This window comes from Stenotrophomonas tumulicola (genome assembly GCF_014117215.1).
Lineage (GTDB): Bacteria > Pseudomonadota > Gammaproteobacteria > Xanthomonadales > Xanthomonadaceae > Stenotrophomonas > Stenotrophomonas tumulicola.
In genome coordinates this window covers 26250-40200 of sequence record NZ_JACGXS010000008.1, presented here as the reverse complement: position 1 = coordinate 40200, position 13951 = coordinate 26250, and the positions used below count along the sequence as shown (strand labels likewise).

Here is a 13951-nt window from a genome sequence, read left to right as displayed (position 1 = left end):
TTCCCCGTGGAACCTAGAACTTGGCGGTGAACTCGACGCCGAACGTACGCGGCTCGTTGAGGAAGCCGGTCAGGTTGTTGAAGTCGATCGCACCGACCACGCGTACCTGGTCGGTCAGGTTGCGACCGAACACCGCCACGTCGTACTGGCCATAGTCCCAGTTGTAGCCCAGGCGCAGGCCACCTTCCAGCGAGCTGCGGCTGCGGAACTCCGGCGACTCGTACAGGAAGAAGTTCACCGCGCTCTTGTACGCCCAGTCGGTGTACACGTAGAACTCGCTGGAATCGTTCACCGGGAACCCGGCGCGCAGGGTCAGGTTGTGGATCCACTTCGGCGCCTGCGGCAGCGAATTGCCGTTGACCAGCGCATAGGTGGCGCCGTCGATGACCGTGGTCGGATCGGTGATGGTGCAACCGCCACCACAGATCGCCACCGCCAGGTCGCTGTCCTTGATCTCGGTGTCGTTGTAACTGCTGCCCAGCGTCAACAGCACGTTGTCGGTCAGGTAGGCCTCGAAATCGAGTTCCGCGCCCTGGCCGATGGTCTTGTCCGCGTTGAGCAGGGTGGCGGTGTTGTTGCTGCCGCCCACTGCGATCAGCTGCTGGCCGTCCACGTTGTAGCGGAATACGCTGAAGCCCAGGCGGGCGCGTCGATCGAACAGGTCCGCCTTGATGCCGGCTTCATACGAGATCACCTTTTCCGAGTCAGCCTGGGTGACGCCACCAAAGGCGAGTCGGCCCTGGATGGACGGAGCGCGGAAGCCCTTGGCCACCCGCGCGTAGGCATTGATGTTGTCGGTGAGCTGGTAGACACCGCTCAGGTCCCAGCTGACATCGTCGACATCGGTGTTGGCCACGTACGGGCCGCTGACCGGGGTGCCGCCATCGACGGCCTGCAGCACGCTGGCGGTGAAATCCTTCTTGTCCTGGGTGTAGCGCACGCCGGCACGCAGCTTGAACTTGTCGGTGACGTCGAAATCGCCCGAGGCGAAGGCAGCCCACGCCTTGTTGCGCTGCTGCTGCACCGCGTGGCCGGTCTGCGGGTTGCCTGGGGTCAGCGAATCGTAGTTGAAGCTGTCGATGGTGACGTCTTCATCGAAGTAGAACACGCCGGCCTGCCAGTCGAAGCGGCCCCACTCATTGGACTCCACGCGGAATTCCTGCGTCCACTGGCGGTGGTGCGGCAGCCCATCGGCCGATTCGGACGGGAACGGGATGAAGCCCGGGCCATAGTTGCCTGCGCCCAGGAAGCTGGCGCCGTAGCCGCCATCGATGTCGCCGTGGTTGAGCGATTCGGCCGTCTCGTAACCGGTGATCGAGTGCAGGGTCACCGAGCCGAGGTTCCATTGCAGGCGTGCGCTGCCGCCCCAGGTTTCCAGATCGGAGAAGTTCTGCCCGTCGGTCGCCACCTCGTCGCGGTCGAAGTTCTCCACCAGCTTGTTGGTGCCCGGCTGGATGATGTTGGCGCGGAACAGGCGCGCGGTGCCGTTGAGCTTGCGCTTGTGCAGGTTGAACAGCGCTTCGAAGTCATCGCCTTCGTACAGGAACTGCACGCGCGCGGCACCTTCGTCATAGCCTTCGAAGCCCTGCGCCGGGGCGTTGGCACGGGTGTTGGTGACCCAGTCATCGCGACGCTGGTACAGCGCCGATACGCGGGCCGACCAGCGGCTGGTCAGTGGTCCGCCATAGGCGCCCTGCACGTTCCAGGTGTCGTAGCTGCCATAGGCAACCTTGACGTATCCGTCTGCGTCCTGCGACGGGCGGGCCGAATCGAACTTGACCACGCCGGCCGGGGTATTGCGGCCGAACAGCGTGCCCTGCGGGCCACGCAGCACTTCCACGCCAGCCAGGTCGAACAGCGGGAAGCCCTTCAGCAGAGGGCTTTCCTGCACCACGTCGTCATACACCAGCGACACCGGCTGCGAGGCATTGAGATCGAAGTCGGTGTTGCCCAGGCCGCGGATATAGAAACGCGGGAAGGCACGACCGTAGGACGATTCGATGTTGAGGCTGGGCACGCGCGCGGCGAGGAAACGGATGTCGTCGCCAGCCGAGCCGAGCACGTCGAGCTTTTCCCCCTGGATGGCGGTGATCGCCACCGGCACGTCCTTGGCGTTTTCGACCCGGCGCTGCGCGGTCACCTGCAGGGCGTCGAGGGCGACCGGATCCTTGGTGGCCGGGGCTTCCTGGGCGGCTGCCGCCAACGGCAGCAGGGCGGAGAGAGCAACAACGAGCGGACGCACGACCGGTCGGCGGTCGTGGACAGTGCGGTTCGGAGACATGGCGGTAGGCTGTGTTGGGAGGGGTGGTGGAACGGCGCTACCAGATAATTGTTGCAATACAACACGCTTGCCGCAAATGCCCCCCATTCATGGCCCCTGTCCGGCCGCGGAAATCTACCGCTAGACTCCCGGTTCCCGCACCCAGTGGAACCGCGACGATGAACCAGTGGTACTTCCATGTTCCCGGCCAGGCTGACCGGGTCGGGCCGTTCGACGACCAGGCTGCCCGCCGCCATGCGCAGGCCAATCCACATGCACTGGCGTGGTGCCAGGGCATGAGCGGCTGGATGGCGATCAGCGATGTGCCGGAACTGCGCGGCGAGGTGCCCGGCATGACCAGCATGCCGCCACCGGTGCCTGGCAATGCTCCCCGCGGCCAGCGCGCCGACGACATCGATTTCCGCATCGTTGGCCACGAGATGCAGTTCGTCGAAATCGAACTGGACCCCGGTGAGAGCGCCATTGCCGAGGCGGGATCGCTGATGTTCAAGGACGCGGCCGTGCAGATGGATACGGTGTTCGGCGATGGATCGCACAGTGGCCAGGGCGGCGGCTTCATGGACAAGGTGATGGCCGCCGGAAAGCGCGTGCTGACCGGGGAAAGCCTGTTTGCCACGCTGTATACGCACACTGGCCACGGCAAGGCGAAGGTCGCCTTCGCTGCGCCCTACCCCGGCACCGTGCTGCCGATGAAGCTGGATGAGCACGGTGGCCGGCTGATCTGCCAGAAGGACAGCTTCCTGGCCGGTGCACGCGGCGTGCAGATCGGCGTGCAGTTCCAGCGCAAGATCATGACCGGCCTGTTCGGCGGCGAAGGCTTCATCATGCAGAAGCTGGAAGGCGACGGCTGGGTCTTCATCCATGCCGGCGGCTGCGTGGTGGAGCGTGAGCTGGCGGCCGGGGAGCGCATCGACGTCGATACCGGCTGCGTGGTGGCGTACCACGCCAGCGTGGACATGGACGTGCGCCGGGTGGCCGGGATCAAGAGCATGGTGTTCGGTGGCGAGGGCGTGTTCCTGGCGACGTTGACCGGCCCGGGCAAGGTCTGGCTGCAATCGCTGCCCTTCTCGCGGCTGGCCGGGCGCATGTGGATGGCCGCACCGCAGGGCGGTGGCCAGAGCCGCGGTGAAGGTTCGATGCTGGGTGGCATCGGACGCATCCTGGACGGCGACAACCGCTTCTGACCCCTCCGGGCAGCGCCGGGCCATGCCCGGCGAGCGCAGCGGCAAGCACGGCCACGGCGGAAAGAAGATGCCCCGGCCGGCGCGCGCCTGAATGGGCGCGGGCCCCACCCTGCCCGGCCCGCCATGCCTTCGCTATGCTGGCGCCCTTTCCCGCTGTGATCGCCTGCCGATGCGCCAGTCCCGTGCCCGTGTGATGCTGTCCATTGCCCTGCTCGGCCTGCTGGCCGCCTGCGGCGGTGGAAACACCCGCCCCGCCCCGCCTGCGCCCACGACCGCCGTGCAGGCCGCCAAGCCGGTGAAGATCGGCGTCGCCCTGGGTGGTGGCGCGGCCAAGGGCTTCGCGCATATCGGCGTGATCAAGATGCTGGAAGCCAACGGCTTCGAGCCCGTGGTGGTGTCCGGCACCAGCGCCGGAAGCGTGGTCGGCGCGCTGTATGCCAGTGGCATGGACGCCTTCGAGATGCAGGCCAAGGCGGTAGCGCTGGACCAGGCCAGCATCCGCGACGTGCGGCTGTTCTCCGGCGGCCTGGTGCAGGGCCAGAAGCTGCAGGACTACGTCAACCAGCAGGTCGGCAACAAGCCGGCGGAAAAACTGCAGAAGCCCTTCGCCGCCGTCGCCACCCAGCTGGAAACCGGCGAACGCGCAGTGTTCGTACGGGGCAACGTGGGCCAGGCCGTCCGTGCATCCAGCAGCATCCCCGGCGTGTTCGAGCCGGTGAAGATCGGCAAGCACAACTATGTCGATGGCGGCGTGGTCAGCCCCGTGCCAGTGGACGCCGCACGCCAGCTTGGCGCCGAGTTCGTGATCGCCGTGGACATCTCCAACAAGGCCAGCGGCACGATGCCGACCGGCATGCTCGGCATCGTCAACCAGTCCATCGCGATCATGGGCCAGCGCCTGGGCGAGCAGGAGCTGGCACGTGCCGACATCGTCATCCGGCCCAGGGTGCTGGACATCGGCGCGTCCGATTTCAGCCAGCGCGGCAAGGCCATCCTGGAAGGCGAGAAAGCCGCGATGGCGGCCATGCCGCAGATCCGCGCGAAGATCGAACAGATCCAGCGCGCGCGCGCCGCCGCACTGGCACCGCCGCCGATGCCTGCGTGCGAGGAACCTTCGCGCATGGGCCGGCTGATGGGCCGCAAGGAAAAGTGCTGACCAGGCCGGTACAGGCCGCCGGCCGCCGCTGCGCTCGCCGAGCATGGCTCGGCGCTACCCGGCAGGGTGTAGCGCCGGACCATGCCCGGCGGAATGGGGGATGGGGATGGGTAGAGCGGGGCCATGCCCCGCTGCTTTGCCGCACCTGCGTCATTCCAGCTGCGACAGCGGCAGCGCGCGGGACGGCTTCACCGTGCGCAGCACGAAGCTGGAATTGACATCGGCCACGCCGGAAGCATTGAGCAGCTTGTCCAGCAGGAAGCTGGAAAAATGCTCCAGGTCGCGTACATAGATCTGCAGCAGGTAATCCATGTCGCCGGTCAAGGCGTGGCAGGCCACGACTTCGTCCCATTCCACCACGCTGTCGGCAAACCGTTCGATGGCCGCCTGGTCATGCTTCTCCAGCTGCACGCGCACGAATGCCTGCAGGCCCAGGCCGATCTGTTTCGGCTCCAGCCGCGCACCGTAGCCGGTGATGACACCCTCGCCTTCCAGCCGCTGCAGGCGGCGCAGGCAGGCTGAAGGCGATAGGTTCACCCGGCCGGCGAGCTCGGCATTGGTGGCGCGGCCATCCCGCTGGATCTCGGCCAAGAGGCGTAGATCCGTGCGGTCGAACTGGACTTCAACGGACATTGCTGCCTCGCAACATGAGTTGTACGCAATGATATTGCGCCAACTGGCTGTCCGCGCGCAACTTTGCAACCCTGTTGCGCGGCCCCTGCCCTAGCATCGTCAGATACCCGCATGGAGCCAACCGATGGACCAGACCCAACCCCGCCGCGTCGAGCACCAGCAGACCGACAAGGGCTATGTGCCGGTCTATACGACGGCCTTGGTCGAGCAGCCGTGGGACACCTACAGCGCGGACGATCATGCGACCTGGAGCACCCTGTACGCACGCCAGCGCGCTTTGCTGGAGGGTCGTGCCTGCCAGGAATTCCTCGATGCGCAGGACGAGATGGGCATGAGCGCGGATCGCATTCCACGTTTCGACCAGCTCAATGAAGTGCTGGGCGCGGCGACCGGCTGGACGCTGGTGGGCGTGGAAGGCCTGCTGCCGGAGCTGGATTTCTTCGACCACCTGGCCAACCGGCGCTTCCCGGTCACCTGGTGGATCCGCCGCCCGGACCAGATCGATTACATCGCCGAGCCGGACATGTTCCATGACCTGTTCGGGCATGTGCCGTTGTTGATGAACCCGGTGTTCGCCAACTACATGGAGGCCTACGGGCGCGGTGGCGTGAAGGCGCATGCGCTCGGCCCGGACGCGCTGCAGAACCTGACGCGGCTGTACTGGTACACGGTGGAATTCGGCCTGATCAACACGCCGGAGGGTCTGCGCATCTATGGCGCAGGCATCGTCTCGTCCAAGGGTGAATCGCTGTACTCGCTGGAATCGGCGGCGCCGAACCGCATCGGCTTCGACCTGGAACGGATCATGCGCACCCGCTACCGCATCGATACCTTCCAGAAGACCTACTTCGTCATCGACAGCTTCGAGCAGCTGATGCAGGCGACATCGCCGGACTTCACCCCGATCTACGCCGCCGTTGCAGGGCAGCCGCAGCTGCCAGCCGGCGAGGTACATGTGGCCGATCGCGTATTCCAGCAAGGCACCGGCGAAGGCTGGGCCGACGGCGGCGACGTGTGAGGGCGGCCAGGTCCCTTTTCCTGCGGAAGGGACCTGGCCCCACCAATACCCTTTACCGCGGGTACGCCAGCAGCACGACCAGGTCTTCTTCGCCGCGCTGCTGCAGTGCGTGCATGCTGCCGGCGCGCGTCAGCAGCGCATGGCCCGCACGCACGTCGAACTGCTTGCCATCCAGCACGTAGGACCCTTCGCCGCTGACGATGTAATAGATCTCGTCCTTGTGCTGCGGATGCAGGCCGATGCCCGCTCCCTTGTGCAGTACGCGCTTGCGCAGTACGAACGGCAGCCCTTCCGCATCGGCGAAGAACGGGTAGGCGGTGGTCGGACCAGCGCCACCGTGCGGACCGGGCTGGCTGCGGGCGATGTCATCTTCGTGCACCACCTGCGAAGGTCGCGCGACGTGAGCGCCCTGCCCTGCGCCGTCGCTCACGTCGCAATCGATATCGCGCGCCAGTGCCGGCTTGATGTCCGGCTGCAGCGCCACCCAGTCACGCACCACCAGGCATGCCACGGCATTGGCGCCGGCGTTGCTGAAATGCGTGCCGTCGGCCTTGCCGTGCTCCGGGACGAACAGGAAGTATGGCCTGGCACCCTGCTCGCCCAGCGCGCGGATCCAGCGCGTGGAGCTGTCGTTGAGGTCGATCAGCGCGATGTCTTCGCGGGTGGCCAGCTGTTTCATCGCCTGGGTGTAAAGGCCGTGCGTATCCAGCAGTGAACCGAAGTCGTACAGCAGGCGCGTCGCCGGGGTAACCAGTACCGGCGTGGCGTCCTTGTCGCGGGCCAACTGCACGTAGCGCATCAGGAACCCGGCGTACTCGCCGGCGGGGTCGGCGTAACGCGTGGGATCTTCGAACTTCGCGTCGTTGTGGCCGAACTGGATCAGCAATACGTCGCCACGCTGCAGATCTTCTGCGATGGCATCCAGGCGCCCTTCGGCGATGAAGCTGCGCGTGCTGCGCCCGCCCTTGGCGTGGTTGCGCACGTCCCAGCGTGCAGGATCCAGGTAGCCCTGCAACGCCTGCCCCCACCCAGCCTGCGGCGCGCGCTCGGGGCCATAGGCGGCGGCGGTGGAATCACCGGCAATGAAGACACGCTGCGGCGCGGCGTGGGCCACAGGCGCGAACAGCAACGGCAGCAGCAGCATCAGACGCAGCATCGTCGTCACTCCTGTAGCGCCGAGCCACGCTCGGCGGCTTTTCTGCACTGAGGGCAAGAGCGTGACGACCAACGGTCGTCACCCTCCAACGTCCCGAGGCTTATCGGGCAAGCCAGCCACCGTCGACCGGCAGCACCGCGCCGTTGACGTAATCCGAAGCCGACGAAGCGAGGAACACCGCAGCGCCACCCAGATCATCCGGCGTACCCCAGCGCGCCGCCGGAATGCGGTCGAGGATCGACTTGTTGCGGTCCTCGTCGGCACGCAGCGCGGCGGTGTTGTCGGTGGCCATGTAGCCGGGCGCGATGGCATTGACGCTGATGCCCTTGCCTGCCCACTCGTTGGCCAGCAACCGGGTGATGCCGGCGATGCCGCTCTTGCTGGCGGTGTACGACGGCACGCGGATGCCGCCCTGGAAGGACAGCATGGAGGCGATGTTGATGATCTTGCCGCGGCCCTGCGCAATGAAATGACGGCCGGCCGCCTGCGAGATGAAGAAAGCGGACTTGATGTTGACGTTCATCACGTCATCCCAGTCCTGCTCGCTGAAATCCACCGCATCGGCGCGACGGATCAGGCCGGCGTTGTTGACCAGGATGTCCAGCCCGCCCAGTCCTTCGATGGTTTCGCGAACCACGCGTTCGACCGGCTCGATGCTGATCAGGTTGGCTTCGATGGCCAGGCAGCGGCGGCCCAGCGCGGTGATCTTTTCGACGGTTTCGGTCGGCGGTGCGATGCCGGCCACGGCAACGTCGGCGCCGGCGGCGGCCAATGCCACGGCGATACCCTGCCCCAGGCCGGTGTTGCCACCAGTGACCAGCGCGACCTTGCCTTCCAGACTGAACGGATTAGCCATTGCGGATGCATTCCTTGTAAGTGGTTGAGCACCGCCGGCATCGACGCCGGCGGCACTGCAGGGCGTTACTTGAGCTGGCAGATGTCCAGCACGTGCATGTCGGTGTAATCCAGGTTCTCGCCGCCCATCGCCCAGATGAACGCGTAGTTGCTGGTGCCGGCGCCCATGTGGATCGACCACGGCGGCGACACCACCGCTTCGTTGTTCTGCATGACGATGTGGCGCTGCGCTTCCGGTTCGCCCATGAAGTGGTAGACGCGGTCGTTCCCGCCCAGGTCGAAGTAGAAATAGACCTCGCTGCGGCGGTCGTGCAGGTGCGGCGGCATGGTGTTCCACACGCTGCCCGGCTTCAGCACGGTCAGGCCCAGCAGCAGCTGCGAGGACTGGCAGGTGGCCGGCACGATGTACTGGTAGATGGTGCGCTCGTTGCTGGTTTCGAGCGAACCACGGTCCAGGGCGACGGCGTCCTTGATCGACAGTGCCTTGGTCTCGAAGCGGGCATGCGCCGGGGTGGAGGCCAGGTAGAACTGCGCCGGGGTGGCCGCGTCGTCGGAGGCGAACACCACGTCGGTGCTGCCCATGGCGACGTACAGGCCGTCCTTCGGGCCCAGCTTGAACACGGTGCCATCCACGGTGACGGTGCCGCTGCCGGCGCCGACATTGATCACGCCCAGCTCGCGGCGCTCCAGGAACGGGTGGCCCGCAGCGGAAGCCGGCTCGGTCTGCTTCGGCAGTGATACCGGACCGGTGACCGGCGCGGCGCCGCCGAGCACGAAACGCTCGTAATGGGTGTACTTCAGGGTCACCGCATCGGCGTTGAACAGCCCATCGAGCAGGTACAGATCGCGCAGGTCGTCATTGCTGGCGCCCTTGATGGCATCGGGATGGGTGGCGTAGTGGGTCTTGCAGTACATGGCTTCTCCAGAGCAGGGGCGAGCCGACGAATCGGCTCCGGCGCGGTTTACGAGGCATTCTAGCCGCCTTGGACACCGGTGTCATTTTGCAGCGCAAGGTACCGCGCTGGTGCAGTGGCGCCGGGTCATCCCCGGCGCATTTCGATTCATTCGTCTTCCGGTGGCTGGCACGAATCCCGCACGATCAGGTGCGGACGCACGCTGGCGATCTGCATCGTCGGCTGGCCTTCGGGCTGGATCAGCATCGCCGCCGCCGTGCGCCCGGTATCGCGCGTATGCCGGCGGACCGAGGTCAACGACGGCCACAGGCGCGAAGCCAACGGGCTGTCGTCGTAGCCGATGATCGACAGCTGGCGCGGGATGTTGATACCCGCCCGCAGCGCCACCTTGTAGATACCCGCGGCCATTTCATCGTTGCCGGTGAAGATGGCGGTCGGCCGCTGCTTGCCCAGCAGCAGCTTCTCTGCCGCCGCCACGCCGGATTCAAAGGTGTAGCCGGCTTCGACGATGCGATCCTTCGGCAGCTCGATGCCGCGTTTTGCCAGGGCCTCGATGAAGCCTGCGGTGCGTTCATGCGCCGAGCGGTAGGCGCTCGGCCCGGTTACCAGGGCGATATCGCGATGGCCCAGCGACAGCAGGTAATCGGCCGCTTCGGCAGCACCGTCGCGGTCGTGGGTGACCACCATCTGCGAGGTTTCGTCCAGCGGCAGCGAGGCGATGCGGGTGAAGCGGCAACCGACCTCGGCCAGCGCGTCGGCCAGCGCCTGGTCTTCCGAGGCACGCGGCACCAGGATCACCCCGTGCAGCTTCTGCTGCTGCACGAAGCGGCAGACGCCATCGATATAACCCGGACTGCGGCTGTCGCAGGGATGCACCACCAGTTCGAAGCTGGAACCGCGCAGGGCATCCAGCGCGCCGTACTGCATGTCGACGATGTATTGCGCAGTCGGGTTGTCGTACACCATGCCGATCAGGAACGAGCGTCGGAACGCCAGCCCCCGGGCCAGGGGATCCGGCGTGTAGCCCACTTCGCGCATCAGCGCTTCAACCTTCTCGCGCGTGTCCTTGCGGACCAGCGGCGAGTTGTTGATGATCCTTGAAACCGTTTTCTTGGAGACCCCCGACAGTCGTGCGATGTCGTTGATCGTGGCGGCCTTGCCCTTTCCGAATGCCGACGGAGCAGCATCGTTCTTGTTGCGCACTGACATGTCTTGAACCAGGTAAGCCCAGGGATTCTGGCCGCGCGCTCAATCGAGCGCGCGGTAGCGGAAATTGCGGAAGGTCACCGCACCGTCACCGGCCGCATAGATGGCCGGTTTCAGCGCCAGGAACTTGCCGGCCACGTTGTGATGGTAACCGGACACCTCCATCTGGACGGGATACTTCTGCCAGGTCGTGCCATCGGTGCTGGAATGGATGGTCACGATGTGGCGGTTGTTGGTGACCCGCAGCCACAGCTTGCCACCTTTCTCGCCCGGCGGCAGCCGGGTGGGGCGCTCCTCGCCGTAGCGGTGCATGATGAACTTCTCGCCGTTGCTGCCCACGCCCACGTACAGGCGGTCGCTGTAGTAGAGCAGGGCACCGCCGACCGCGCCGGGGGCGATGTCCATCTCGACCTCGAACTGGTAGGCCTTGTCACCGGCAATGGCGGTCAGCGGCGAGCTGTCGCGCGGCGTCTCGCCCTTGCCCTGCAGCACCAACCCGTTGCCGGTGAACCCCAGGCGCCTGTACTCGTCCTGTGCAGGGTTGAAGAACGACCATTGCGGGCCGAGCTTGCTGCCGCTGAAGCTGTCCGAGAGCGCCATGCCGTGCTGGCCGACCGATTCGCCGGACGGCTTGCGCAACGGTTGCCCCAGATCGTCGCCCTTGGCCACGAACCAGCCGTCGTCGGTCCACTCGATGGGTTCCAGCAGCGCCTGCCGCCCCAGCGTCCAGTACCCGTTCTCGTAACCGTGGTACATCATCCACCAGCGTCCGTCGGTGCCTTCGATCACCGTGGCATGGCCGCGCGACCACCAGGGTTCGGCCGCCGACTGCGTACGCATGATCGGATTGTTCGGGGCATTCACCCACGGGCCATGGATCGAACGCGAACGCGCGGTGATCACCATGTGCCCGGTCGGCGGACCGGCGGTTCCCCCCACGGCGGTGGTCATGTAGTACCAGCCATCGCGGAAATTGATCTTCGGGCCTTCCTGCGCGTACGCCTCGACATCCCAGCTTTCCGGGTATTTCCAGCCGTCGTAGACGTGTTTCGGCGTGCCGGCCACGCTCAGGCCATCGTCGGCCAGTTGCACGTAGTCGCCGCCGCTGAGGAACAGATAGCGCTTGCCGTCTTCGCCGACGGCATGGCCCGGGTCGATGTACTTCTCCAGGCCGATGTCGATCGGCTCGCTCCACGGCCCCTTGATGTCGTCGGCCCAGACCACGAAGTTGCTGCGGGTCTCGCCGGTGCGCGCGGGGAAGTAGATGTAGTAGCGGCCTTCGTGCTTGATGATGTCCGGTGCCCAGATCGCGCCGACATTCTTCGTGATCGCATGGCCCAGCGGTTGCCAGTTGACCAGGTCGCGCGAGTGCCACAGCGGCAGGCCGGGGTAGGCATCGAACGAGGAGAGGGTGAGATAATAGTCATCACCATCCTTCAGTACCGAAGGGTCCGGCCGATCACCGGCGAAGACCGGGTTGAGGAAGCTGCCGTTGCCGAGATCGGCCTGGCGCTGGTTCTCGATGCCACGCTTCCACGTCGGCGCGGCAGCGGGCTCGGCGGCGACGGCCATCGAGGCCAGCAGCAACAGCCCACCGGCAAGCAGGGTTTTCAAAGCGTGCTTCAACTGCATCGTATTTCCTCCCGGGAAGGATGATCGGTCATGCCGGACGATGCCCGGCAAGGAGCGTGGCTGCGTGCCCGTGTCCATCACGCGCGCAGCAGCTGTGGCAGCCATAGCGACAGGCCGGGGAAGAAGGTGACGACCAGCAGTACGGCCAGCGCGGCGAACCAGAACGGCCAGATGCTGCGCATGCTCTGGCCCACGGTGATCTTGCCGATGGCGGTGCCGATGAACAGCACCGAGCCTACCGGCGGGGTCACCAGGCCGAGGCCGCCGGTCAACACCAGCACCAGGCCGAAATGGATCGGGTCGATGCCATAGGCCTTGGCCACCGGCAGGAAGATCGGCGTGCAGATCAGGATCATCGGCGCCAGGTCCATGAAGGTACCCAGCAGCAGGAGCATCACCACGATCATCAACAGCACCATGAACTGGCTGTGCGCGAACGACTGCAGGAAGTCCACCGCAGCGGTCGGTACCTGCAGGTAGGCCAGCAACCAACCGAACACGGCGGCGGTGGCGATCACGAACAGGATCACGCCGGTGCTGCGCGCAGCGTGGATGACGGTGCCGAAGAACTCGCGCCAGGGCAGCTGCCGGTACAGCACGGTGGTCACCAGCAACGCGTAGACCACGGCGATGGCCGCACTTTCCACCGCGGTGAAGATGCCGGCACGGATGCCGATGAAGATCAGCGCCACCAGGCCCAGGCCGGGCAGGGCCGATACGGTGCGCAACAGCACTGCACGCCAGCCAGGAAACACTTCCACGCCGTAGCCACGGCGGCGCGCGACCAGGTAGCCGGTGACCATCAGGGTCACGGTCATCAACAGCGCCGGTACGATGCCCGCCGCGAACAGATCGGCAATGGACAGGCCGCCACCTGCGGCGGCCGAGAACAGGATCAGGTTGTGCGATGGCGGGACCAGCAGCGCCACCAGCGCGGCGGTGATGCTGACATTGACCGCGAAATCGCGGTCATAGCCCCGTTTCACCATCTGCGGAATCATCGTACCGCCCACCGCGGACACGTCGGCGATGGCCGAGCCCGAAACGCCGCCGAAGAACAGCGATGACAGGATGGATACCTGGCCGAGGCCGCCACGCATGCGGCCGACCAGCGACGACGCCAGCGCGATCAGGCGTTCGGAGATGCCGCCGCGCATCATGATCTCGCCGGCGAAGATGAACAGCGGAATGGCGATCAGCGACGCCGAGCCGGTGCCGGCGGAGATCTGCTGCACCAGCACGATGCTGGGAATGTCCAGGTACAGCAGGGTGGCCAGCGCGGCGGCGGCCAACGCATAGGCCACCGGTACGCCGATCAACAGCAGCAGCGCGAATACGAAGAAGAGCAGTGCGATACCCATGTTCAACGATCTCCTTCAGCGTCGGCGGCCGGCACCGCCGGGTGCAGTACCTGCCACGCGCGGTCCAGTGCGAACAGCACCATCAGCGCTCCACCGATGGACAGCGGCAGGTAGTTGATGCTCTGCGGCAGGTTGGCACCGGCCGCCTTGATGGCCATGCCGTCCAGCAGCAGCACCATTGCCCAGACCGCGATGAAGCCGCCCAGTACCGCGACCACCAGCTGGGAGAAGGTATCCACCACGCGGCGCAGGGCAGGGCGCATGTACGCGGCCAGCAGGAAGAAGCCGAAATGACGGTTGGTGTGCACGCCGCAGGCCGCACCCAGGCTCATCGCGGTGCTCAGCAGCAACAGCGTCACCGGTTCGGTCCAGCTGGGCGAATCGTTGATCACGTAGCGCGCGAATACCTGCCAGCCCTGTACCACCACCAGGCCCAGCAGGGCAGCGACGGCAACGTAGATGGCGACGTCGGCGATGCGGTCCAGCAGGCGCTGGCCCGGGTGCCTGCCAGGATCGCGGGCGACGGGGGTCGTCGTGTCGGTCATGGATACATTC

Annotated in this window: 12 protein-coding genes; 3 read left to right on the top strand and 9 right to left on the bottom strand. The window is 66.0% G+C overall.

All coding sequences use genetic code 11. The features are described 5' to 3' along the window. Positions 1-13 precede the first annotated feature (13 nt). Positions 14-2281, bottom strand: a complete 2268-nt coding sequence (locus tag H4O11_RS14315; protein ID WP_182340108.1) for a TonB-dependent receptor — start codon at positions 2279-2281, stop codon at positions 14-16. Positions 2282-2439: 158 nt separating this feature from the next. On the opposite strand from H4O11_RS14315, the gene H4O11_RS14310 reads away from it, so the two are divergent. Then, positions 2440-3465 (top strand): TIGR00266 family protein, encoded by a 1026-nt coding sequence (locus H4O11_RS14310; protein WP_182340107.1) that lies wholly within the window; start codon positions 2440-2442, stop codon positions 3463-3465. A 169-nt stretch (positions 3466-3634) separates the two neighbouring features. Further along, positions 3635-4621: a patatin-like phospholipase family protein gene (locus H4O11_RS14305; protein ID WP_182340106.1), complete on the top strand. Its 987-nt coding sequence runs from the start codon at positions 3635-3637 to the stop codon at positions 4619-4621. Positions 4622-4771: 150 nt separating this feature from the next. Here H4O11_RS14305 and H4O11_RS14300 read toward each other — a convergent pair whose 3' ends face one another. After that, entirely contained in the window at positions 4772-5254 is a 483-nt protein-coding gene (locus H4O11_RS14300; protein ID WP_182340105.1) for an Lrp/AsnC family transcriptional regulator, read from the bottom strand. A 124-nt stretch (positions 5255-5378) separates the two neighbouring features. Between H4O11_RS14300 and phhA the strand changes: the two genes are divergently transcribed. Continuing rightward, the gene (gene phhA, locus H4O11_RS14295; RefSeq protein WP_182340104.1) at positions 5379-6272 is read left to right on the top strand and encodes a phenylalanine 4-monooxygenase; all 894 of its coding nucleotides are present in this window, start codon (positions 5379-5381) and stop codon (positions 6270-6272) included. Between the two features lie 52 nt (positions 6273-6324). On the opposite strand, the gene H4O11_RS14290 is transcribed toward phhA, so the two are convergent. From H4O11_RS14290 to H4O11_RS14260, 7 genes are all read right to left on the bottom strand, one after another. Continuing rightward, complete coding sequence (locus H4O11_RS14290; RefSeq protein ID WP_182340103.1) at positions 6325-7428, bottom strand: GDSL-type esterase/lipase family protein; 1104 nt, start codon at positions 7426-7428, stop codon at positions 6325-6327. 100 nt (positions 7429-7528) lie between these two features. Beyond that, positions 7529-8284, bottom strand: coding sequence for a 2-dehydro-3-deoxy-D-gluconate 5-dehydrogenase KduD (gene kduD / locus H4O11_RS14285; RefSeq protein WP_182340102.1), 756 nt, complete (start codon positions 8282-8284; stop codon positions 7529-7531). Positions 8285-8349: 65 nt separating this feature from the next. Beyond that, a complete protein-coding gene (kduI, locus tag H4O11_RS14280) occupies positions 8350-9198 on the bottom strand; it encodes a 5-dehydro-4-deoxy-D-glucuronate isomerase (protein ID WP_182340101.1) in 849 nt (282 codons plus the stop codon). A 146-nt stretch (positions 9199-9344) separates the two neighbouring features. Further along, positions 9345-10406, bottom strand: a complete 1062-nt coding sequence (locus H4O11_RS14275) for a LacI family DNA-binding transcriptional regulator (RefSeq protein ID WP_182340100.1) — start codon at positions 10404-10406, stop codon at positions 9345-9347. 39 nt (positions 10407-10445) lie between these two features. Next, the gene (locus tag H4O11_RS14270) at positions 10446-12035 is read right to left on the bottom strand and encodes a family 43 glycosylhydrolase (protein ID WP_182340099.1); all 1590 of its coding nucleotides are present in this window, start codon (positions 12033-12035) and stop codon (positions 10446-10448) included. Positions 12036-12112: 77 nt separating this feature from the next. Beyond that, positions 12113-13396, bottom strand: coding sequence for a TRAP transporter large permease (locus H4O11_RS14265; protein ID WP_182340098.1), 1284 nt, complete (start codon positions 13394-13396; stop codon positions 12113-12115). 2 nt (positions 13397-13398) lie between these two features. After that, positions 13399-13941 (bottom strand): TRAP transporter small permease, encoded by a 543-nt coding sequence (locus H4O11_RS14260; RefSeq protein WP_182340097.1) that lies wholly within the window; start codon positions 13939-13941, stop codon positions 13399-13401. Positions 13942-13951 lie beyond the last annotated feature (10 nt).

Bases quoted from the DNA above. Each gene is read 5' to 3' on its own strand.
- H4O11_RS14315 (WP_182340108.1), bottom strand. From the start codon at position 2,281: ATGTCTCCGAACCGCACTGTCCACGACCGCCGACCGGTCGTGCGTCCG.
- H4O11_RS14310 (WP_182340107.1), top strand. From the start codon at position 2,440: ATGAACCAGTGGTACTTCCATGTTCCCGGCCAGGCTGACCGGGTCGGG.
- H4O11_RS14305 (WP_182340106.1), top strand. From the start codon at position 3,635: ATGCGCCAGTCCCGTGCCCGTGTGATGCTGTCCATTGCCCTGCTCGGC.
- H4O11_RS14300 (WP_182340105.1), bottom strand. From the start codon at position 5,254: ATGTCCGTTGAAGTCCAGTTCGACCGCACGGATCTACGCCTCTTGGCC.
- phhA (WP_182340104.1), top strand. From the start codon at position 5,379: ATGGACCAGACCCAACCCCGCCGCGTCGAGCACCAGCAGACCGACAAG.
- H4O11_RS14290 (WP_182340103.1), bottom strand. From the start codon at position 7,428: ATGCTGCGTCTGATGCTGCTGCTGCCGTTGCTGTTCGCGCCTGTGGCC.
- kduD (WP_182340102.1), bottom strand. From the start codon at position 8,284: ATGGCTAATCCGTTCAGTCTGGAAGGCAAGGTCGCGCTGGTCACTGGT.
- kduI (WP_182340101.1), bottom strand. From the start codon at position 9,198: ATGTACTGCAAGACCCACTACGCCACCCATCCCGATGCCATCAAGGGC.
- H4O11_RS14275 (WP_182340100.1), bottom strand. From the start codon at position 10,406: ATGTCAGTGCGCAACAAGAACGATGCTGCTCCGTCGGCATTCGGAAAG.
- H4O11_RS14270 (WP_182340099.1), bottom strand. From the start codon at position 12,035: ATGCAGTTGAAGCACGCTTTGAAAACCCTGCTTGCCGGTGGGCTGTTG.
- H4O11_RS14265 (WP_182340098.1), bottom strand. From the start codon at position 13,396: ATGGGTATCGCACTGCTCTTCTTCGTATTCGCGCTGCTGCTGTTGATC.
- H4O11_RS14260 (WP_182340097.1), bottom strand. From the start codon at position 13,941: ATGACCGACACGACGACCCCCGTCGCCCGCGATCCTGGCAGGCACCCG.